Annotated in this window: 21 protein-coding genes; 3 read left to right on the top strand and 18 right to left on the bottom strand. The window is 72.2% G+C overall.

What is annotated here, in order from left to right; all coding sequences use genetic code 11:
• Positions 1-89 precede the first annotated feature (89 nt).
• Complete coding sequence (locus tag M3T53_RS04415; protein WP_272433241.1) at positions 90-800, top strand: M23 family metallopeptidase; 711 nt, start codon at positions 90-92, stop codon at positions 798-800.
• Here the strand turns inward: M3T53_RS04415 and M3T53_RS04410 are convergent.
• From M3T53_RS04410 to M3T53_RS04330, 17 genes are all read right to left on the bottom strand, one after another.
• The gene (locus tag M3T53_RS04410; protein ID WP_272433240.1) at positions 765-1,685 is read right to left on the bottom strand and encodes a tyrosine recombinase XerC; all 921 of its coding nucleotides are present in this window, start codon (positions 1,683-1,685) and stop codon (positions 765-767) included. The two genes, M3T53_RS04415 and M3T53_RS04410, sit on opposite strands and share 36 nt — an antisense overlap.
• The gene (dprA, locus tag M3T53_RS04405; protein WP_272433239.1) at positions 1,682-2,830 is read right to left on the bottom strand and encodes a DNA-processing protein DprA; all 1,149 of its coding nucleotides are present in this window, start codon (positions 2,828-2,830) and stop codon (positions 1,682-1,684) included. Before dprA ends, M3T53_RS04410 begins: the two co-directional genes overlap by 4 nt.
• Positions 2,817-4,412, bottom strand: coding sequence for a YifB family Mg chelatase-like AAA ATPase (locus M3T53_RS04400; RefSeq protein ID WP_272433238.1), 1,596 nt, complete (start codon positions 4,410-4,412; stop codon positions 2,817-2,819). Before M3T53_RS04400 ends, dprA begins: the two co-directional genes overlap by 14 nt.
• Entirely contained in the window at positions 4,373-4,786 is a 414-nt protein-coding gene (locus tag M3T53_RS04395; RefSeq protein WP_272433237.1) for a YraN family protein, read from the bottom strand. The genes M3T53_RS04400 and M3T53_RS04395 overlap by 40 nt, the downstream gene beginning before the upstream one ends.
• 113 nt (positions 4,787-4,899) lie before the next feature.
• A complete protein-coding gene (locus M3T53_RS04390) occupies positions 4,900-5,199 on the bottom strand; it encodes a DUF2469 domain-containing protein (RefSeq protein ID WP_272433236.1) in 300 nt (99 codons plus the stop codon).
• A gap of 7 nt (positions 5,200-5,206) precedes the next feature.
• A complete protein-coding gene (locus M3T53_RS04385; protein ID WP_272433235.1) occupies positions 5,207-5,920 on the bottom strand; it encodes a ribonuclease HII in 714 nt (237 codons plus the stop codon).
• Complete coding sequence (lepB, locus tag M3T53_RS04380) at positions 5,917-6,684, bottom strand: signal peptidase I (RefSeq protein WP_272433234.1); 768 nt, start codon at positions 6,682-6,684, stop codon at positions 5,917-5,919. The genes M3T53_RS04385 and lepB overlap by 4 nt, the downstream gene beginning before the upstream one ends.
• A gap of 88 nt (positions 6,685-6,772) precedes the next feature.
• A complete protein-coding gene (gene rplS, locus M3T53_RS04375) occupies positions 6,773-7,129 on the bottom strand; it encodes a 50S ribosomal protein L19 (RefSeq protein WP_272433233.1) in 357 nt (118 codons plus the stop codon).
• 176 nt (positions 7,130-7,305) lie between these two features.
• Positions 7,306-8,661 carry a tRNA (guanosine(37)-N1)-methyltransferase TrmD gene (trmD, locus tag M3T53_RS04370; RefSeq protein WP_272433232.1) on the bottom strand — a complete coding sequence of 452 codons (1,356 nt, stop codon included), beginning with the start codon at positions 8,659-8,661 and terminating at the stop codon, positions 7,306-7,308.
• Complete coding sequence (rimM, locus tag M3T53_RS04365; RefSeq protein WP_272433231.1) at positions 8,661-9,185, bottom strand: ribosome maturation factor RimM; 525 nt, start codon at positions 9,183-9,185, stop codon at positions 8,661-8,663. The genes trmD and rimM overlap by 1 nt, the downstream gene beginning before the upstream one ends.
• A gap of 109 nt (positions 9,186-9,294) precedes the next feature.
• Positions 9,295-9,534 carry an RNA-binding protein gene (locus tag M3T53_RS04360; protein ID WP_272433230.1) on the bottom strand — a complete coding sequence of 80 codons (240 nt, stop codon included), beginning with the start codon at positions 9,532-9,534 and terminating at the stop codon, positions 9,295-9,297.
• 2 nt (positions 9,535-9,536) lie between these two features.
• On the bottom strand, positions 9,537-10,010 hold the full coding sequence (gene rpsP / locus M3T53_RS04355) for a 30S ribosomal protein S16 (protein WP_272433229.1): 474 nt from the start codon (positions 10,008-10,010) through the stop codon (positions 9,537-9,539).
• A 200-nt stretch (positions 10,011-10,210) separates the two neighbouring features.
• Positions 10,211-11,290, bottom strand: coding sequence for an amidohydrolase family protein (locus tag M3T53_RS04350; protein ID WP_272433228.1), 1,080 nt, complete (start codon positions 11,288-11,290; stop codon positions 10,211-10,213).
• Positions 11,291-11,304: 14 nt separating this feature from the next.
• Positions 11,305-12,891: a signal recognition particle protein gene (gene ffh / locus M3T53_RS04345; RefSeq protein WP_272433227.1), complete on the bottom strand. Its 1,587-nt coding sequence runs from the start codon at positions 12,889-12,891 to the stop codon at positions 11,305-11,307.
• A gap of 82 nt (positions 12,892-12,973) precedes the next feature.
• Positions 12,974-14,158, bottom strand: coding sequence for a signal recognition particle-docking protein FtsY (ftsY, locus tag M3T53_RS04340; protein ID WP_272433226.1), 1,185 nt, complete (start codon positions 14,156-14,158; stop codon positions 12,974-12,976).
• A 51-nt stretch (positions 14,159-14,209) separates the two neighbouring features.
• On the bottom strand, positions 14,210-14,536 hold the full coding sequence (locus M3T53_RS04335) for a hypothetical protein (protein WP_272433225.1): 327 nt from the start codon (positions 14,534-14,536) through the stop codon (positions 14,210-14,212).
• 126 nt (positions 14,537-14,662) lie between these two features.
• Positions 14,663-16,315, bottom strand: a complete 1,653-nt coding sequence (locus M3T53_RS04330) for an RNA polymerase sigma factor (RefSeq protein ID WP_442866918.1) — start codon at positions 16,313-16,315, stop codon at positions 14,663-14,665.
• A 78-nt stretch (positions 16,316-16,393) separates the two neighbouring features.
• Between M3T53_RS04330 and M3T53_RS04325 the strand changes: the two genes are divergently transcribed.
• Positions 16,394-17,488: a polyprenyl synthetase family protein gene (locus M3T53_RS04325; protein ID WP_272433223.1), complete on the top strand. Its 1,095-nt coding sequence runs from the start codon at positions 16,394-16,396 to the stop codon at positions 17,486-17,488.
• Between the two features lie 33 nt (positions 17,489-17,521).
• Here M3T53_RS04325 and M3T53_RS04320 read toward each other — a convergent pair whose 3' ends face one another.
• Positions 17,522-17,872 carry an Rv2175c family DNA-binding protein gene (locus M3T53_RS04320; protein ID WP_272433222.1) on the bottom strand — a complete coding sequence of 117 codons (351 nt, stop codon included), beginning with the start codon at positions 17,870-17,872 and terminating at the stop codon, positions 17,522-17,524.
• Positions 17,873-17,968: 96 nt separating this feature from the next.
• On the opposite strand from M3T53_RS04320, the gene pknB reads away from it, so the two are divergent.
• Positions 17,969-19,915: a Stk1 family PASTA domain-containing Ser/Thr kinase gene (gene pknB / locus M3T53_RS04315; protein WP_272433310.1), complete on the top strand. Its 1,947-nt coding sequence runs from the start codon at positions 17,969-17,971 to the stop codon at positions 19,913-19,915.
• Positions 19,916-19,929 lie beyond the last annotated feature (14 nt).

Here is a 19,929-nt window from a genome sequence, read left to right as displayed (position 1 = left end):
CTCGTCCACAGGGGGCCGTCCCGTCCCGCCGTCCACAGCCCACCTCTTGCGCAGTCGCGTCGACGGACGGGGGCGACCAGGCTCGGCGCATGGCCTTCCTCCGTCATCGAGTCCTCCCCGTCCTCGCGGCCTCCTGCCTCCTCGCGGTAGGAGCGCGCGCCTACTGCTCGTCGGCGGCGCCGGTCCACGATCCGACGTGGCGGTGGCCCACCTCCGGGCCGGTGCCCGTGACCCGGGCTTTCCTCCCCCCGGCGCGCGACTGGCTCCCCGGCCACCGGGGAGTCGATCTGGCGGCCCCGATCGGGAGCCTCATCGTCGCCCCCGCCCCGGGCACCGTGACCGTCGCCGGACGGATCGTCGACCGCGGCGTCGTCGCCATCGATCACGGCTCGGTCACGTCGTCCTTCGAACCCGTCCTCCCCCTCGTCGCAGTCGGCGAGGACGTGGCGGCCGGCCGGCCGATCGCCGTCGTCGAGCCCGGACACGATCCCGGCCCCCTTCATTGGGGCGCGAGAACCGGTCCGAAGCGCTATATCGATCCCCTGCGGATGCTCACCGGCCCGGCCCACCTCAAGCCGTGGGACGGCGGGGCGGACTCGTCCCCGATCCCGCCGGACGGGGTCGTCCCCCCTCTTGGATCAGGGGCCCTCACGCGGATCGGCCGGCGCGGACGGGCCCTCCGCGCCGAGCGAGCGCGTGATCGCTACGTCGCCCGCCGTTTCCTCGCGCTCACCGAACTGCGCGCCGAGCGAGCGCCTGATCGGTCATGCCCGCGGGTGGGCCTGACGGTAGACCGATGAGAGCCGCCCCGCATCGACATGGGTGTAGCGCTGGGTCGTCCGCAGGGAGGAGTGACCGAGGATCTCCTGGACGGCGCGCAGATCGGCGCCTCCCTGAAGGAGGTGGGTCGCCGTCGTGTGGCGCAGCGCATGGGGGGCGAGATCGCGCACGCCCGCGATCGCGCACATCCGGTGGATCATCGTCCGCACGATCCTCTGGTCGATCCTCCCCCCGCGCCGGCCCAGGAAGAGGGCGCACCCCGACGAGGCGCCGAGCAGCGCCGGACGGCCCCGCTCCATCCACGCCCCAAGGGCTCGCCCGGCTTCGTCGGTGAAGGGCACGGTCCGCTCCTTATCTCCCTTGCCGACGACCCGTAGCGTCGCCGACGCCGTGTCGATCGAGCCCGTGTCGAGGGAGCACAGTTCGGCGACGCGGATCCCGGTCGCGTAGATCGTCTCCAGGATCGCCCAGTCCCTCAGGGCGACGGGTCCGTCGACGGATCGGGCGCGCGCATGGTCGAGGAGCATGGCGGCATCGTCCTCGTCGATGACGCGCGGGAGGCGCTGGTCGGGCCGCGCCGACATGAGGACCAGCGAGGGGTCCTTATCGAGGATCCCGTGATCCTTCGCCCAAGAGCAGAAACTTCGGATCGACGAGGTCTGACGCGACAGCGAGGACCGCGAGGCCCCGGTCGCGGCCCGGGCCGAGAGCCATGATCGCAGGGCCCGCGGGCGGACGAGGGAGCGCAGGTCCTCCGCCGTCGCCCCCCCTCCCGGGCCGAGGGACTCGAGCAGGGACAGGACATCCGACCCGTAGGCCCGCACCGTGTGCTCGGACAGCCCTCGGGAGTGCTCGAGGTGGTCGAGCCACTGCTCGTAGGGGCTGGACTCGCGCATGTCCGTCATGCTACCCGCCTCCTCCGCCATCCCGATGAGTCGGAGACGACCCACCCGGCGAGTTCGAGGCCGGCGAGGGCCACGAGGACCTCGCGCTCCGACAGCCCCGAGGAGCGGGCCAGCGCCGACAGCCCCGCGCGAGCACGCACGGGAAGGGCCTCCCACACGCGGCGCTGGCCCGCCTCCAAGGCATGCGCCCCGTGGTCCTCCTCGACGGGCGAGGAGAAGAGGGCCCCCTGAGCGCCGGCCCCGATCGGGTCGATCATCTCGACGACGTCGTCCGCGTCCCGGATGAGTTCCGCGCCGTTGCGCATCAGCGCATGACACCCCTTCGAGGCGTGGGACGAGAGGGGGCCCGGAACGGCCCCGACGGGCCGTCCCAGATCGAGCGCGCGCCTGGCCGTCGCCAGGGCCCCCGACCTCTCCCCGGCCTCGACGACGACCGTGCCCGCGCCCCAGGCGGCGATCACGCGGTTGCGCCCGAGGAACCGCCAGGCGGCGGGGCGCCAGGACGGAGGAACCTCCGAGACGAGAGCCCCGCCGGAATCGACGATCCTCGTGAAGTCGTCGACGTGGGCCTTCGGATAGGGGTTCGCCAGGCCGCCGGCCATGACGGCGACAGTCGGGGCGCCGGCGTCGAGGGCCCCGCGGTGCGCGGCGATGTCGATGCCGAAGGCCCCGCCGGAGACGACGACGCGGCCTCGATCGGACAGTTCGAACGCGAGGTCCCGGGCCGTCCTGATGCCCGCCTGCGTGGCGGCCCGCGCGCCGACGATCGACACCGACGGCCGGCGCGGGATCCGGCCCCGGACCCAGAGGGCCGCCGGCGCATGCGCGCCGAGCAGGTCGAGGGCCTCCGGCCACTCGGGATCATCCCGGGCGACCACCCGGATCCCCCGTCGCTCGGCCCCCTCGAGTTCGGCATCGACGTCCCATCCGGAGCACCGGGGATGCCACCGGGCCCATGCGCCCGCCCAGTCCCTCCCGGGGCCGGTGAGCGAATCCGGCAGGGGGCCGGGCTCAGGGGCCTGCGCCCACCGGCGCGCCCGCTCGTCCCCCAGCGCCAGGCGGAGCGCGTGGGCGTAGGGGTCGTCCGGCTCGATGATGCCCGTCCACCACGCGGCGCGCCGCGTCGCCTCGTCACAGATCCCCATGGGGTCCTCCTGTTCTCAGTTGAAGGGCGCGCGCCACGTCGCACTGATCGGGGGCGGGGCGGCCGTCGAGATCGGCGAGGGTCCACATGAGGCGCAGGACCCGGTCGGCGCCGCGCATCGACACGGTCCCCCGGTCGACCGCCCGGTCGAGGGAGTCGACGATCCTCGGATCGATCCCCGATTCGGTTCTCAGCCACCGGCCCGGCAACTCGGCGTTGACCCTCCACGGGGTGGAGGCGAGCCGATGTCGAGCCCTCTGCCTCGCGGCCGATACCCTCTCGCGCACCTGGGCCGATGACGGTCCCGGGCCGACGGCGAGGTCCGCCCGAGTGGGGGCGCGCATGGCGACGGTGATGTCGATGCGATCGAGGAGCGGCCCGGACAGGCGCGACATGTAACGACGCCGGGCCAGGGAGGAGCACGTACACGGGCGCGCCCGCGTCGATCCCCCGCACGGGCACGGATTCGAGGCGAGGACGAGCTGGAACTTCGCCGGGTACCGGGCCCGGATCTTCGACCGGTGGATCGTGATCTCCCCGTCCTCAAGCGGTTGCCGCAGCGCGTCGAGCACCGAGGGGGAGAACTCTGCGGCCTCGTCGAGGAGAAGAACGCCGCCATGGGCCAGGGAGGCCGCTCCCGGCAGGATCACCGACGTCCCGCCGCCGATGAGGGAGGCCATCGTCGCCGAGTGATGGGGGGCCTGCAGCGGGGGCCTGCGGATCAGCCGCGTGGTCCCCAGCTCCCCGGCGAGGGAGTGGAGTGAGGTCGAGGTCAGGGCCGTCGCGTCGTCGAGCTCCGGCAGGATCGTCACGAGGCGGGAGGCGAGCATCGTCTTACCCGCACCGGGCTCTCCGACGAGGAAGAGATGGTGGCCGCCCGCGGCGGCGACCTCGAGAGCCCCGATCGCCTCGTTCTGACCGCGCACATCGGCCAGATCACTGGCGGCCCCTCGTTCCTCCGGAGTTCTCCGGGCCGGTTCGGCCGCCGGAGCCGATCGGGATCCTCTGGCCCTCGGGCGCGCCGCCTTCCCACCCGCCCAGGCGACGAGGTCGGCGAGGTGGTCGAATCCGACGACGTCCATCCCGGGGATCAGCGCGGCCTCGTCGACGCCGTCGGAGGCGACGACGGCCCGATCGATCCCCTGCGACCTGGCGGCGATCAGGGCGGGGAGGATCCCGCGGACGGGCCTCATCGACCCGTCCAGTCCCAGCTCGGCGATGAGGACCGCCCCGTCGAACGGTCCGGGCGGCAGGCTCCCCGCGGCGATGAGGACAGACGCGGCGATCGCCGCGTCGAACCCCGAACCGGATTTGGGCAGTCCAGCCGGCGAGAGATTGACGGTGACCCTCGAGTCGAGGACCTCCAGACCGCACGACTGGAGGGCGGAGCGGACGCGCTCCTTGGACTCGCGCAGCGAGGCGTCGGGCAGGCCGACGAGGGTGAAGGCGACCATGCCCCGCCCGACGTGGGTCTCGACGTCGACGAGTGCGCCCTCTAATCCGATGAGCGCGACGCTTCGGGCGACCGCCAGCGCGTCGGCGCTCACGACAGCCCCTCGACCCAGTCGATGCGGGCCCCGCATTCGCGCAGATCCGTCATCCGGTCGGCGACGGCCCGCCGCGCGCTGGCCCGGTCCGGCACCGTGATGGCGATGGCGTCGACCCGCGCCCTCGCCCGAGTCCCGGTGGCCCGGAGCCAGGCGCCCCCGAGCCCTCTCAGGCGCCGGAGCTTGCGCGAGTCGACGGCCTCAAGGGCGGAGCCGAGCCGATTGCCGACGCGCGTCTTGACCTCGATGACGACAATGGTTCCCGAGGCCGGATCGGCGGCGATCAGATCGATCTCCCCCCGCCTGCCGTCGCGCCAGTTCCGCCCGAGCACCGTCAGCCCGGCCTCGTCGACGACGGCGGCAGCCGTGTCCTCCCCCGCCAGTCCCAGGTCGCGCCTGATGTCCTTCATCCGGATCACCTCCGGGGCCAGCGTGGCGCGCATCCGGCCCCGGCGACCAGGAGGCGCCCCCGCCCTGTGGAGGGCCGAGGGCGCCGGTCGCCTGTGGATGGGGCTGCGCCGGCTCAGGGGATGTCGAGCTCCGGCTTGGACAGCTCCTCGACGTTGACGTCCTTGTAGGTGATGACTCGCACCGAGCGCACGAAGCGCGACGACCGGTAGATGTCCCACACCCACGCGTCCGTCAACGAGAGCTCGAAGAAGACGTCGCCGCCGACGGGACGGGCCTGCACATCGACCTGGTTGCACAGGTAGAAGCGCCTCTCGGTCTCGACGACGTACTTGAACAGGCCGATGACGTCGCGGTACTCGCGGAACAGCTCGAGCTCGAGGGTGTTCTCGTAGCCTTCAATATCCTCATTCACCCGACCATCATCCCTTCTTCCGCCCCGGTTGCGCACCACGGGCCCCGGCATGGCCCGTCACCCCCGGCAGCCTCCACGACCTGCGGTGCTCCCGGCAGGCCCCCAGGCCCGCCAGTCCCGCGATATGCGCCGGCGACGCGTAGCCGACGTTATGCGCCCAGTCGTAGCCCGGGTCCTCCAGGGCGCGCATATGCGCGTCCCGCGCCTCCTTGGCGATCACCGAGGCCGCCGCGACGACCGCGCAGGACGCATCGGCCTTGACCCGCGTGACGACGTCGAACGGCGACAGGACCGGCGCTTCAGGGCCGCCGCGCGGCCCGGCGAGCAGATCCTCGGGCGGGGAGAGCCAGTCGTGGGATCCGTCGAGGAGGACGCCCCCGGGGGTCCTCCCCCTCCCGACGACCTCGGCCAGGGCCCGCAGCCCCGCGGTCCTGAGCGCCGCGATGATCCCCCATCGGTCGATCTCCCCGGGGGACGCCCATCCGACCGCGCAGTCGAGGACCCACGCGCGCACCCGGGGCTCGATCCGGGCTCGCGCCCGCGCGGTCAGCGCCTTCGAATCCGTCAGCCCCTCCGGTGGGTCCGCGCACGTCCCGTCGACGAGCGCGACGCCGACCGCGACGGGCCCCGCCAAGGCCCCGCGGCCGACCTCGTCCATTCCGGCGACGATCCCCCAGTCGCGCGCGAGGAGCAGTTCGTCCCGACGCGACGCCGTCGTCATCTGGGCTCCGGGACGCTCGAGAAGGGCCCGGGATCGTTCAGGCCCGACGCCCAATGGCCGAAGGGCCAGATCACGGCGGCGACGGTGCCGACGATCGCGTCGACCGAGACGTAGGGAGTCTCCCCCGGACCCATATGGTAGCGGGAATCCGCGGAATTCGAGCGGTTGTCGCCCATGACCCACACCGCTGCCTCGGGCACGGTGACGTCGAATTCGATGAGGGAGGGGGCCTGCCCGTCCGCGACGTACGGCTCGTCGATGGGCTCCCCGTTGACCATCAGCCGCCCGCCGTCCCCGCAGCACTGGACACGGTCGCCGCCGACCCCGATGACGCGCTTGACGAGGGTCTGCTCCCCGTTGGCCGGGACGAGGCCGAGGAACTCGCCCACGGCCGATGCCCAGCGCCCGATGGTCGTCTCCGAGCCCGAGGCCGGCGGCAGCCATCCGAGTTCGTCGTCGAAGACGACGACGTCGCCCCTTTCGATGCTGCCGGTCAACGCGTCGACGCGATTGACGGCGATCCGGTCGTTCTCGACGAGGGTCGGGTTCATCGACGGCGAGGGGATCCAGAAGACCTGGACGACGAAAGCGCGCAGGAGAGTCGAGATGACCAGGGCGATGACGACGATCGTCGCGGCCTCGCGGATCCAGGCTCCCGGGCCCGTGCGCTCGGCCGCGTGGAGCCGATCGAGGTCCGCGATCGAGGGCGCATGCAGGGGGCCGGGGCTGTCACTCCGGTCGTTGTCTCCTCGTCGCTCGACCATGTTCCTCCTGATCGTCTGGTGGGGGCGGGCGAAGCGGCGGGCCCGGCCCCTTGACGGGACCGGGCCCGCGCCGGTCAGTGCCGAAGGGTCACTCCGCGCTGCCCGAGCGGTGCTCCTTGATCTTCGCAGCCTTGCCGTGAAGATTGCGCAGGTAGTAGAGCTTCGCCCGACGGACATCGCCCTTGGTGACGACCTCGATATGGTCGATCGTGGGGGCGTTGACCGGGAACGTGCGCTCGACTCCGACGCCGAAGGACACCTTGCGGACCGTGAACGTGGCGGACACGCCGTGGCCGCGGCGGGCGATGACGACGCCCTGGAAGATCTGGATACGAGACCGGCTGCCCTCGATGACCTTGACGTGCACCTTGACGGTGTCGCCCGCGCGGAACGCGGGGACGTCATCACGGATGGCTGCCGCGTCGACTGCGTCCAGCTTCTGCATTGTTACTCCTTGACGCACCTGCCGCAGGTCAGTCGCGCCGGATTCGGCAGGCTCGGGGCCTGCGTGATCGGCTCCTCTCGGACGCACCGGCGTCCCCCTGCGGCAGGATCCGCCGCGCCCGATCGGACCTCCTCAGTGTGCCACATCCGAGTCCTCCGGCCGAGCCCGCTCCCGCCTCACCGCGGGACGGCGGTCGTGAGTTTGCGCACGAGGACGACGTCGCGGTTCTCGACGCCGCCGACGACGAAGACCCGTCTCCCGGCGCGGGAAAAGCCGTGGCGCCGGTAGAAGCGCTGGGCCCTCGTGTTCGCCTCGTTCGTCCCCAAGACGATCTGGGAGGCCGCACCGGTCCTCTCGACGTCGACGACCGCCTCCTCGAGGAGGGCGCCGGCGATCCCCGACCCGTGCCACGCCTCGTCGACGTAGCACTTCGACAGGTAGGCGGCGCCGGGCGCGATCCGCCCGCCCACGAGTCCATCGGGCAGTCCGCGGGGCCCCGACAGGACCGTCAGGGTGTAGCCGACGAGGTCCGCGTCGACCTGGGCGACGAGGATGCGGTGAGCGGCGGGATCGGCGAGCATCTGATCGAAGGACTCGTCGGACAGCTCGGTACGGCAGAAGTCCTCGATGGCCTCGGCCGGCAGGGAGTCCGGGCAGGCCAGGGGGAAGGTTCGACGGGCCAGGGCGGCGATCCGGGGGGCCTCGTCGGGGCGGGCGGGGCGGATCGCCAGGGGGCGCGCCCCGGTCTCCGCGGCCGCGTAGCCTCGTGAGGCGAGGTGCTCGCGCGCGGCGCCGTCGAGGAGCCGGGCCGGCAGGGCCTCGACGAGATCGGGCCGGCGCTCGACCGTGCGGTCGATCGCGCGCTCCTGGCGCCATCTGCGGATGGCCCCGTGATCCCCTCCCAGGAGGACCTCGGGCACCTCGAGTCCGCGCCACGAGCGGGGACGGGTGTACGCGGGATACTCGAGGATCCCCGCCGAGTGGGACTCCTCGACGAGGGACTCCGGGTTCCCCATGAACCCGTCGAGGAGCCGGGTGACGGCTTCGACGAGGACGAGGGCGGCGGCCTCCCCCCCGTTGAGGACGTAGTCGCCGATCGAGTACTCGACGACCTCGCGCCCAGCGTCCCGGTAGTAGTCGGCGACCCTCTGATCGATGCCCTCATAGCGCCCGCAGGCGACGACGAGGTGGTCGGCGCCGGCCAGGTCCTCGGCCATCGCCTGAGTGAGGGGGGAGCCCGACGGGGTCGGGATCGCCAAGACGCGGCGCGCCCCCAGGGTCGACGCCTCGTCGACCCTGGGGTCCTGGGCGAGGACCTCATCGAGGGCCCGGCCCCATACGTCGGGGCGCATGACCATCCCGGCCCCTCCCCCGTAGGGGGCGTCGTCGACGCTGTGGTGCCGGTCGGTCGTCCATCCGCGCAGGTCGTGAACGCGCAGGTCGAGGAGACCGGATTGGCCGGCGCGGCCGATGAGGGACAGGTCGAGGGCGGTGAAGTACTGGGGGAAGATCGTCACCAGGTCGATGCGCATCAGCGGGCCCCGCGATCCCCCGCGTCGACGTCGGCGGCGTCGAAGAGCCCGGGGGGCGCGTCGACGACGATCCGTCCGCCCTCGATATCGACCTCGGGGACGAGGGCCCGGACGAACGGGACCATGACGTCCTCCCCGCAGGGGGCTCTGACGAGGAGGAGGTCCTGGGCCGCGCCCGGTTGGAGGCCGGTGACGACACCGAGCCCCTCCCCGCTCGGGGCGACGACCGCCAGCCCTTCGAGCTGATGCGGGTACCAGGCGTCCTCCTCGTGGTGCTCGTCGACGAGGAGCGCCGCCCCGCGCAGGGCTTCGGCTCCCTCGCGGGTCTCGACGCCGACGAAGCGGACGAGCATGCGGCCCTTGTGCACGCGCGAGGAGGCGATCTCGAGGGACGGCGTTCCGGGCAGGTCGGTCTCGAGGAGTGCCCCGAGCCGAAGGACGGAGGGGTCGTCGGAGCGGACGTCGAGGACGACTTCGCCGCGCAGGCCGTGGGCGGGTCCGATCACTGCGGCCGTGAGCTGCATGGAGGGCCTTTCAATGGGGAGCGGATGGGGTGGGAGGGACTGGCGATGGCCGAAGGGAGGGACCCGGCGGACCGGATCCCTCCCTTGATGACGGCGTGTCGAAGACGCGTCACTCGCGATCGGTATCGACGACGTCGACCCGGACGGGGCCTCGCGTCGACAGGGCACCAATCACGGTGCGGAGCGCGCGGGCGGTGCGCCCTCCGCGCCCGATGACCCGACCGAGGTCCTCGGGATTGACCCTGACCTCGAGCAGTTGGCCACGGCGCATCGACCTGGTCGAGACGCGGACGTCCTCGGGATGGTCGACGATGCCGCTGACGAGGTGCTCCAACGCGTCGGCGAGCATGCTCAGGCGTCCTCGCCGGCGTCTTCGGAGGCCTCGTCGTCGGACTCGGCGGAGGCGGCGGCCTCCTCCTCGGCCTTCTTCGCGGCTTCTTCCTCGGCCTTCTTCGCGGAGGCGGCGGCCTTCGACTTCTCAGCGGCGGACTCGGCGGCCTTGACGGCCTCGGCGGCCTGGGCCGCCTTGTCGGCCTCGGAGACGAGGACGCGCGAGACGGCATCGGCCTTGCCGTTGAACTTGGCGATGTCGCCGGTCAGCACGAGCAGGTTGCGGACCTGGTCGGAGGGCTGGGCGCCGACGCCGAGCCAGTACTGGGCGCGGTCGGAGTCGATGCGGATCGTCGACGGGTTCGGCTGGGGGTCGTAGACGCCGATCTCCTCGATGACGCGACCATCGCGCTTCTTGCGCGAGTCGACGACGACGACACGGTATGCGGCGGCGTGGATCTTGCCGACGCGCTTGAGACGGATGCGAACTGCCACTGGTGTGGTCACTCCTGTTTCGTGATTGATGTGGGGCTCTCGCCGACGAGGTGGGAACACGGGTCGGCGATCATCCCGGGACGCGTCCGAATGGGGCGAGAGGGTCCCCGGACGGGCGAGTACAGGGGAATTCTGCCATGCGGGGGCGGTTTTCCCCAATCATCGGAGCCCCTCGGCGGGTCCGGGGGGCGTGGGATCGCTCACGCGGAGGCGAGGGGTGCCCCTCGCGCGATGATCGCGGTGGGGGCGGCGAGGGCGTCGAGCCGCTCCGCGGGATCGTCGGCGAGGACGACGAGGTCCGCCGGCGCGCCCTCGTGGAGCGCGGGGAGCCCGAGCTCGCGGCGCGTCCTCCACGTCGCGGCGTCGAGGACGTCCCCGGCGGGCAGTCCGCGCTCGCGCCACAGTCTCATCTCCCGCAGGATCGTCCCGTGCTCCTGGTAGCCGCCCGAGTCGGTCCCCATGAGGAGGCGGACGCCCGAGTCGACGAGCATCGCGAAGTGCTCCCGGCGCAGGGCGTGCATCTCCCGCATCGTGCGCGCGTACACCGGGTACTTCGCTCCCGCCTGGTCGGCGAAGTCCGAGAAGAGCTCGACCTGGAGGAGGGTCGGGGTGACGAGGACGCCTCGGGCCGCGGCCTCCGCGGCCTGGTCCTCGTCCATGCCGGTGGCGTGCTCGATGTCGTCGACCCCGGCGGAGAGGAGGTCGTCGACGGTGCGGCGCCCGAAGGAGTGGACGGCGACGCGGGCGCCCGCGTCGTGAGCGGCGGCGACGGCGTCGATGAGCACCTCGCGCGGCCACAGCGGATCGAGATCCGAGTCGGCCCCGTTCGACCGGTCGATCCAATCGCCGACGATCTTGATCCACGGGTGGGAGGCGGCCTGCTCGGCGACGAGGCGGGGCAGGTCCGCGGGCTTCTCGGCCTCGATCGGCAGGTCGCGGATGTAGCGGCGCGGACGCGCGATGTGCCTGCCCGCGCTGATGATCCGAGGGGCGACTGTCAGGTCCTCGAGGTCCGAGCAGTCGACCGGGGAGCCGCAGTCCCGCACGGCGAGGACGCCCGAGCGGACCGTCGCCTCGGCGTGAGCCCGCCGCGCGTCGGGCCCCGCGGGGCCTTCGGGTCCGATGCCGAGATGACAGTGGGAGTCGACGAGCCCGGGGATCGCGTACCCCGTGAGGTCGGCGGGCGCGTCGCTGTCGCACCGGTGGATCCCCGTCGCCCCGATCCGCCAGGACCCGCTCGTCCACTCGGCGTCGGCATCCGGTTCCGGGGACCACAGCATCCGGCCGGCGAAGATCACCTCATGCCGCCCAGGAGCCGCTTGACGTCGTCGGGCAGGTCGTCGACGGTGGGGCGCGGGGAGGGATCGGGCGCGGCCCCGAACGCCGACCCGGCCGCGGAGGAGGACCGGTGCTCCTGGGGCAGGAGGGCTTCGAGCTCCTGCTGCTTGCGCTTGGCGGGGTTGCCCGAGCGGGCGGCCTTCTTGACCTTCGCCTGAGCGGCCTTGGCCTTGCGGGCGTTGGCCTTCTGCTTGGCCTTCCCGCCGGATCCGGGCAGGGACCCCATGCCGGGGATCCTCCCGCCGGCCTGGCCCATCTGCCCCATCATGTCGCGGGCGGCCTCGAACCTTTTGACGAGGCCGTTGACGTCGGCGACCGTCATGCCCGACCCGCGGGCGATCCTCTGGCGGCGGGAGCCGTTGAGGAGCGAGGTGTCCCGGCGCTCGGCGGGGGTCATCGATCGGATGATCGCCTCGGCCCGGTCGACCTCCCGCTCGTCGAAGTTGTCGATCTGGTCGCGCAGTTGAGCGGCTCCTGGGATCATCCCGAGCATCTTCTTCATCGACCCCATCTTGCGGATCTGCTGAAGCTGGGAGAGGAAGTCCTCGAGGGTGAGCTGGCCGGCCATCGCCTTGGCGGCGACCTTCTCCGCCTCGGCCGCGTCCATGCGCTTCTCGGCCTGCTCGATGAGCGTCAGGACGTCGCCCATGTCGAGGATGCGCCCGGCCATGCGATCGGCGTGGAAGCGCTCGAAGTCGTCGAGGCCCTCGCCGGTGGAGGCGAAGAGGATCGGGGCCCCGGTGACGCCGCGCACGGACAGGGCGGCGCCGCCTCGGGCGTCGCCGTCGAGCTTCGACAGGACGACACCGGTGAATCCGACGCCGTCGCGGAAGGCCGAGGCGGTCTGGACCGCGTCCTGGCCGACCATGGCGTCGAGGACGAACATCACCTCGTGCGGGTCGACGGCCTGGCGGATCGCGACGGCCTGGGCCATCATCTCCTCGTCGACGCCGAGTCGCCCGGCGGTGTCGACGACGACGATGTCGATGCCGGATTGGCGCGCGAAGTCGACGCCGCTGCGGGCGACCTCGACGGGATCGCCGACGCCGTTGCCCGGTTCGGGCGCCCACACCTTGACGCCGGCGCGCTCGCCGACGACCTGGAGCTGCTGGACGGCGTTGGGGCGCTGGAGGTCGGAGGCGACGAGGAGGACCGTCTTGCCCTCCTCGCGCAGCCACTTGCCGAGCTTGCCGGCGAGGGTCGTCTTGCCGGCGCCCTGGAGGCCGGCGAGCATGAACACGGTGGGTCCTCGATCGGCGAAGACCAGCTCCCGGGTTTGGCCGCCGAGCATCTCGACGAGCTCGTCGTGGACGATCCTCACGACCTGCTGACCGGGGTTGAGGGCCTTCGAGCGCGCGGCCCCGTAGGCCTTCTCGCGCACGTCCGAGGTGAACTGCCGGACGACGGGCAGCGCGACGTCGGCGTCGATGAGGGCCCGTCGGATCTGCGAGATCGCCTGGTCGACGTCGGACTCGGTGAGGACGCCTCGCGAACGCAGGTCGCGGAAGGACTGGGTCAAACGGTCGGAAAGATTGCCGAACACTGGGGGTCTCCGATGCCTGTGGGACCGCGCCTGGGGCGCGTGGACTGAGGACGAGGGTAGCGCACGCGAGCGCCGTCCCCTCTCAGGGGCCGACGATGGCCTCGGCGAAGGCGCGCGGGTCGAAGGGCGCGAGGTCGTCGGGCCCCTCCCCCAGTCCGACGAACTTGACGGGCACGCCGAGGGCCCGCTGGACGGAGACGACGATGCCGCCCTTCGCCGATCCGTCGAGCTTGGTCAGGACGATGCCGGTGACGCCGACCGCCTGGGCGAAGACCTCGGCCTGCTTGAGGCCGTTCTGCCCCGTCGTCGCGTCGAGGACGAGGAGGACCTCGTTGACGGGAGCCTGCTTGTCCATGACGCGCTTGACCTTGCCGAGCTCGTCCATGAGCGTCGACTTCGTCTGGAGGCGCCCGGCGGTGTCGACGAGGACGACGTCGACGCCCCTTTCGGCGCCGGCGCGCACCGCGTCGTAGGCGACGGAGGCGGGGTCGGCGCCCTCGCGGTCGGATCGGACGACGTCGACTCCGACGCGTCGGCCCCATGTGGCGAGCTGGTCGGCGGCGGCCGCGCGGAAGGTGTCGGCGGCGCCGAGCAGGACGCTGCGCCCGTCGGAGACGAGGACGCGGGCGAGTTTGCCGACGGTCGTCGTCTTCCCGGTGCCGTTGACGCCGACCATGAGGACGGTGGCGGGCAGTTGCCCATCGGCGCCGTGACGGGCGAGGTCGAGGCCGCGGTCCGCGTCCTCGCCGATGAGGGCGAGGAGCTCCTCGACGAGGATCCCCCTGACGCGGTCGGAATCGGCCGCGCCCTCGACGGCGATGCGGGTGCGCAGGGACTCCATGAGGGAGTCCGTCGCCTCCAGGCCAAGATCCGCCATGAGGAGGGTGTCCTCGATCTCCTCCCAGTCGGCGGCCCCCAGGTTGGAACGGGTGAGGACGCGCAGAACCGCCTGGCCGAGTGCGCCGGAGCCGGCCAGACGGGCGCGCAGGCGCCGCATCCGGGACGGGACCGGTTCGGGGGCCTCGATCGCGACGGGCGGGTCGTCTGCGCGCCGCGGCTCCTGCGCGTCGAGATCCTCCTCCACCGAGGGGGGTTCGTCCGCTTCCCCCGACGCGCCGTCGACCGGGGAGGCGGCGATGGGCTGGTCGTCGGATCGGGAGGATCGGCGCACGGCGGCGGTGACGGCGCCGGCTCCGACGACGACGAGGGCCGTCAGGGCGACGACGGCGCCCATCGGTTGGGAGACGAGGTCGATGAGGAAATCCATGGGCCTATCATCCCCCATCGCGGGCCCGGGCTTCCACCGGGCGGGCGCTCCTTAGGGGCGACGGGATCCGCGCGAGGCCTGGAACGCCTCGATCCGGTCGGTGACGTGCTCGATGCGGCTGATCCCGGGGAGGCGGTCGGGGTCGAAATACGCGGAGGCCCCGGTCGCCGATTCCTCCATGAGGTCAGTCAGGCGCACGGGGGTCGGGCCGACGGCGGAGGGTTCGGGCAGGGACTGGAAGTCCCTGCCCTGCTCGCGCAGGTGCGACTGCCACACCTGGGCCGGTCGGCGCACGAGGGCGAGTCCGACGAGGACGCCGACGGCCGCGCCCAGGGTGAGGAGGAGCGTGAGGACCATGACTGCGACGCCTGCGAACATGGGGGAATCATCGCCCCGGAGGCGCCCGCCCGACGAGGCGGCGCACCCCGGTTACCGGATCGTGACCATGATGTCCCTCACGCCGCGCACGGCGGTGTTCCGCGCGTCCTCGCCGCGCGCGGGGGCTCAGTCGAGGTAGTCGCGCAGGACCTGGGAGCGCGACGGGTGGCGCAGCTTCGACATCGTCTTGGACTCGATCTGACGGATCCTCTCACGGGTGACGCCGTAGACCTTGCCGATCTCGTCGAGGGTCTTCGGCTGCCCGTCGCCCAGCCCGAAGCGCATCGAGACGACGCCCGCCTCGCGCTCGGACAGGGTGTCGAGGACGTGATGGAGCTGTTCCTGCAGGAGGGTGAAGGACACGGCGTCAGCGGGGACGATGGCCTCGGAGTCCTCGATGAGGTCGCCGAACTCGGAGTCGCCGTCCTCGCCCAGGGGCGTGTGCAGCGAGATCGGCTCCCGACCGTATTTCTGGACCTCGACGACCTTCTCGGCGGTCATGTCGAGCTCCTTGGCGAGCTCCTCGGGGGTGGGCTCGCGCCCGAGGTCCTGGAGCATCTGGCGCTGGACACGGGCGAGCTTGTTGATGACCTCGACCATGTGGACGGGGATGCGGATCGTCCGCGCCTGGTCGGCCATCGCCCGGGTGATGGCCTGGCGGATCCACCAGGTCGCGTACGTCGAGAACTTGTAGCCCTTCGTGTAGTCGAACTTCTCGACGGCACGGATCAGGCCGAGGTTGCCCTCCTGGATGAGATCGAGGAACTGCATGCCGCGCCCCGTGTAGCGCTTGGCCAGGGAGACGACGAGCCGCAGATTGGCCTCGAGGAGGTGGTTCTTGGCCTGCTGGCCGTCCTGCGAGAGGAAGTGGAGCTCGCGGCGCTCCTTCGAGGTCATCGAATCGGCCTCGTTCTTCAGCTTGTACTCGGCGTACAGGCCGGCCTCGATCCTGCGGGCCAGATCCACTTCCTGCTCGGCGTTGAGGAGGGAGACCTTGCCGATCTGCTTGAGGTAGTCCTTGACCGGGTCGGCGGTCGCCCCGGCGACAGTCACCTGCTGGACGGGTTCGTCGGTCTCATCGGAGTCGGAGACGACGAAGCCGCCCTTGACGCGAATCCCCTCGGAGGTGCGCTCGCGCAGCGCGGCGCCCTCGTCGGCCTTGGAGTCGTCGGAGGCATCGTCGTCCTCGACGTCCTCGGCGTCGGCCGACTCATCGGCCTCGACGTCGGAGTCCTCCTCCTCGTCGACGGCCTCCAGGTCGGCATCGTCGACGTCGACGTCGTCGATCGACACCGGGTCGTCGTCATGGGATTCGGGGGAGTCGATCTCCTCGGCGGCCGCGGCGGGGGCCTTCTTCTTCGCGGTCGTCTTGCGGGCGGCGGTCTTCTTCGCGGGGGCCGGCTTCTCGTCCCCGGCGGCCTTCTTCGCCGCAGTCTTGCGCGACGGGGCCTTGGCCTTCTTCGCGGGAGCCGCGGCCTCGTCCGCTCCGCCGTTCTCGGCGGCCTTCTTCTTCGCGGTCGTCTTGCGGGCGGCGGTCTTCTTCGCGGGGGCCGGCTTCTCGTCCCCGGCGGCCTTCTTCGCCGCAGTCTTGCGCGACGGGGCTTTCATCGCCGTCTCAGAGCCCTGCTCAGCGGGGACGGCCGTCGCCTCCTGGACGCCAGTCACTGCCTCATCGGCCTTCTTCTTGCGGGTGGTCGTACTCGCAGCGCGAGATGCACTCACACGTATCCCTTTCTCAGCGGGCAGGATCAGAGTCGAAACGGAAACGGCCGTCGACATAGTTCCTCACATTATAATCGCCCGCGCCCGTTCGGCTCGTCAAAAACGGCGCTCCCCCGACTCCACTACTGTGTGGCCATGACCCCACTCGCCCAGGGCTTCGCAGCCCTCCGCCCCGCCGTCGATCTCGCCACCGCCGACGCCCTCGACGAGACGATCTCCTCATTCGCCGACCCGTGCTCCCCCACCGAGATCTTCTCCGCCGCCCGCACCGCCGCCGCCGGGGGGAAGAGATTCCGGGGCCTCCTGGCCCACCTCGGGCGCTCCCTCGTCTCAGGCGCGCCGATCGACCGCTTCCCCGTGGGCCCGCTCAGCGCCGCCCTCGAGCTCTACCAGGCGAGCGCCCTCGTCCACGACGACCTCATCGACCACTCCCCCACCCGCCGCTCCCTGCCCACCCCCCACGTCGCCCTCGCGAGAATCCACTCCGATCGGGGATGGACCGGCGACGACCGGGAGTTCGGCTCCAGCGCCGCCCTCCTCGTCGGAGACCTCCTCTTCTCCGCCGCCGAAAGGGCCGTCGCCCGCTCCTGCGCCGACCTGGCCCCCGCCGCTGCCTCGCGGCTGCTCCTGGCCTACTCGCGGATGCACGCCGAGGTGGCCTACGGGCAGTACCTCGACCTGCGCGCCGAGCAACTCCCCCTCGACCCCTCCGACGACGAGGCGATCAGCACGACCACCGCCGACGAGGTCAACCTCCACAAGTCGGCGCGCTACTCGATCGTCCACCCGACGCTCCTGGGCGCCATCGCGGCCGGAGCCGACGACGCGCTCCTGGGCGACCTCGAATCCATCCTCACCCCCTGGGGACTCGCCTTCCAGATGCGCGACGACGACCTCGGCGTCTTCGGCGACCCGGACCTCACCGGCAAGCCCGCCGGCGGAGACATTCGCGAGGGCAAGCGGACGGCGCTCCTGGCCATCGCCTGGGCCGAAGCCACCCGAGCCGAGAGGGAGGCCCTCGCCTCCGCCCTGGGACGGGCGGATCTCGACGACGTGCGCCTGGAGGAGGCCCGCTCCGTCATCGACCAGCGGGCGCGGGCCGCCCACGAAGGGCTCATCGACGCACTGGTCGACCGGGGGCGACGAGCCCTCGACTCCTCCCGCCTCGACGAGGCCGCGCGCGCCGTCCTCGCCGAACTCGCCGAGATCGTCGTCGTCAGGCGCGCCTGAGGCGCCCAAGCCCGGCTCGGCCCGCCACCGATGTCAGAAGGCCAGGGTCGAGGCGATCGCGTTCACCCGATGATGACGCCCCGCCACCAGCGCCTCCAGCGGAGTCTCGCCGAGCTCGTCCTGGACGCGGTAGAGCCAGTCGACGGCCTCCTGCGGGGTGAACCCGTCGTCGGCGAGCAGCGTCAGCGTCCCCGGCAGGCTGAAGAGCGGCTCCCACCCGTTCTCGCCCTTGACGATGATCTCAGCGGGGATCTTGTCCTCCCCGGCGTCGTCGCGCACGCAGAACAGGCGCCGCTCTTTGAGGAGCTGCTTGATGCGCCGGGTCTCGAGGCCGAGGAGGCGCGCGACCTCGTCGAAGGACAGGAAGGAGGAAGTGTCGGTCATGTGGGCGATCCTAGCGCCGAGCAGCCGCGGGCGCGCCGCTGCCCGCGCCGCCCTCCCCGACGCTCCTCCCATAGAATTCCGACCGTGACCGACCCCCTGGACGAAACACCCGACGCCGAGCCGAGCGCACGCGCCGGCGCGCCGGTCGACCCCCTGATCGGCCTGCTCGTCGACGGGCGCTACCGGATCGACCGGCGCCTCGCCCGCGGCGGCATGGCGACCGTCTACATCGCCCAGGACGAGCGCCTCGAGCGCCCGGTCGCCCTCAAGGTCATGCACCCCCACCTCGCCGAGTCCCAGGACTTCGTCGCCCGGTTCCGCCGGGAGGCCCGCTCCGCCGCGAGGATCATCCATCCGGGCGTCGTCTCCGTTTTCGACCAGGGAGTCGTCCACGGACAGGGGTTCCTCGTCATGGAGCTCGTCGACGGGACCAACCTGCGGGCCCTGCTCGCCGCCCAGGGCGCCCTGACGCTCTCCCAGGCCCTGCGCTACGCCCAGGACGTCCTCGAGGCCCTGCGCGCCGCGCACCGCGTCGGCGTGATCCACCGGGACATCAAGCCCGAGAACGTCCTCATCCCCACCGACGGGCCCGCCCGGGTCACCGACTTCGGCCTGGCGCGCGCCGCCTCCGAGGTGTCGATGTCGACCACCGGGTCGATGCTCGGCACCGTCGCCTACATCGCCCCCGAAGTCGCCGCCTCCGCGGTCGCCGACGCCCGCACCGACATCTACGCCGTCGGCATCATGCTCGTCGAGATGCTCACCGGATCCGTTCCCTGGGAGGGGTCGACCCCCCTCCAGATGGCCGCCCATCACGTCAACGACGACATCCCCCTGCCCTCGGCCTCCCAGCCGTGGATCCCCCGCGAGATCGACGACCTCGTCTCCTCCCTCGCCGCCCGCGACCCCGACGAGCGCCCCGAGGACGCCCAGGAGGCCCTCGACCTCATCGCCCGCGCCGCCGCGTCGCTCCCCGCCGACCTCGCCTCGCGCCGCGCCGACGTCGCCTCGCGCGCGACCGACCCGACGACGCGCACGACCCTCCTGCCCGTCGGCGAGCGGACGACCCTCCTGCCCCGGTCCGTCACCGGCACCTCCCAGGCGGTCGTCCACACCTCCTCCGCCGTTCGAGTCGCCGAGGAGCCCAAGCGGCGCTCGCGCGCGGCCACCCTCGTCGGCCTCCTCGTCGTCCTCCTCGTCGCCGGGTCGGCCGCCGGCCTGTGGTGGTGGAACGCCTACGGCCCCGGCTCCTACCTGACGATGCCCCAGACCGAGGGGCGCGGCGTCGACGAGGTCGTGGCCGACCTCACCGGGATGGGCCTCGAGGTCGTCGTCTCCGAGGAGTTCTCCGACTCCGTCCCCGCGGGCTCCGTCGTCTCGTCGACTCCCGAGGGCGGGGCTCCCGTCCACAAGGACGCCGAGGTCCAGCTCGTCGGCTCGAAGGGCGTCGACATGCGGGAGGTCCCCGACCTGGCGGGCATGACCCTCGACGAGGCGACCACCGCCCTCGTCGGCGCCGGACTGGCCGTCGGGCACGCCCCCCGCGAGTACTCCGAGGAGGTGCCCGAGGGATCGGTGATCTCCCAGGCGACGCCGGCCGGCGACTCGCTGCGCCACGACACCCCCGTCGATCTCGTCGTCTCCCGGGGGCGCCAGCCGATCACCGTGCCGGACCTCATGTCCGGGACGGCTGATGAGGCCGCCGCCGCGCTCGCCGACCTGGGCCTGACCGCCGCGCCCTCGCAGGCCTACTCGGCGACCGTCCCCGCGGGCTCCCTGATCTCCCAGGAGACGGCCTCGGGCACCGTCCTCCACCTGGGCGACCCGGTGGCCTACACCGTGTCGAAGGGGCCGGAGATGGTCGCTGTCCCCGACGTCACCGGCCTCCAGCGCGACGCCGCCGTCGCCGCCCTGCAGGGCGCGGGGCTCGGCGTCGACGTGCGGCTCGTCCTCGGAGGGGTCTTCGGGACCGCCCGCTACACCGACCCGGAGGCCGGCACGTCGGTCCCGGCGGGGACGACCGTCTCCCTGTACATCGTGTGAGAGCCTCCTGCCGG

Origin of the sequence: Actinomyces sp. B33 (assembly GCF_028437565.1) — a bacterium.
Taxonomy (GTDB): domain Bacteria; phylum Actinomycetota; class Actinomycetes; order Actinomycetales; family Actinomycetaceae; genus Pauljensenia.
Note: the sequence above shows the minus strand (reverse complement) of the source record. Positions and strands in the feature narration are given on the sequence as shown.

Bases quoted from the DNA above. Each gene is read 5' to 3' on its own strand.
- M3T53_RS04320 (WP_272433222.1), bottom strand. From the start codon at position 17,872: ATGACCGACACTTCCTCCTTCCTGTCCTTCGACGAGGTCGCGCGCCTC.
- M3T53_RS04335 (WP_272433225.1), bottom strand. From the start codon at position 14,536: ATGTTCGCAGGCGTCGCAGTCATGGTCCTCACGCTCCTCCTCACCCTG.
- M3T53_RS04415 (WP_272433241.1), top strand. From the start codon at position 90: ATGGCCTTCCTCCGTCATCGAGTCCTCCCCGTCCTCGCGGCCTCCTGC.
- lepB (WP_272433234.1), bottom strand. From the start codon at position 6,684: ATGGTCGAGCGACGAGGAGACAACGACCGGAGTGACAGCCCCGGCCCC.
- M3T53_RS04325 (WP_272433223.1), top strand. From the start codon at position 16,394: ATGACCCCACTCGCCCAGGGCTTCGCAGCCCTCCGCCCCGCCGTCGAT.
- rimM (WP_272433231.1), bottom strand. From the start codon at position 9,185: ATGCAGCTCACGGCCGCAGTGATCGGACCCGCCCACGGCCTGCGCGGC.
- M3T53_RS04360 (WP_272433230.1), bottom strand. From the start codon at position 9,534: ATGCTCGCCGACGCGTTGGAGCACCTCGTCAGCGGCATCGTCGACCAT.
- M3T53_RS04410 (WP_272433240.1), bottom strand. From the start codon at position 1,685: ATGACGGACATGCGCGAGTCCAGCCCCTACGAGCAGTGGCTCGACCAC.
- M3T53_RS04395 (WP_272433237.1), bottom strand. From the start codon at position 4,786: ATGAAGGACATCAGGCGCGACCTGGGACTGGCGGGGGAGGACACGGCT.
- dprA (WP_272433239.1), bottom strand. From the start codon at position 2,830: ATGGGGATCTGTGACGAGGCGACGCGGCGCGCCGCGTGGTGGACGGGC.
- M3T53_RS04385 (WP_272433235.1), bottom strand. From the start codon at position 5,920: ATGACGACGGCGTCGCGTCGGGACGAACTGCTCCTCGCGCGCGACTGG.
- trmD (WP_272433232.1), bottom strand. From the start codon at position 8,661: ATGCGCATCGACCTGGTGACGATCTTCCCCCAGTACTTCACCGCCCTC.
- rplS (WP_272433233.1), bottom strand. From the start codon at position 7,129: ATGCAGAAGCTGGACGCAGTCGACGCGGCAGCCATCCGTGATGACGTC.
- M3T53_RS04330 (WP_442866918.1), bottom strand. From the start codon at position 16,315: ATGTCGACGGCCGTTTCCGTTTCGACTCTGATCCTGCCCGCTGAGAAA.
- M3T53_RS04400 (WP_272433238.1), bottom strand. From the start codon at position 4,412: ATGCGGGGCCCGCATCGACTGGGTCGAGGGGCTGTCGTGAGCGCCGAC.
- M3T53_RS04350 (WP_272433228.1), bottom strand. From the start codon at position 11,290: ATGCTGTGGTCCCCGGAACCGGATGCCGACGCCGAGTGGACGAGCGGG.
- ftsY (WP_272433226.1), bottom strand. From the start codon at position 14,158: ATGGATTTCCTCATCGACCTCGTCTCCCAACCGATGGGCGCCGTCGTC.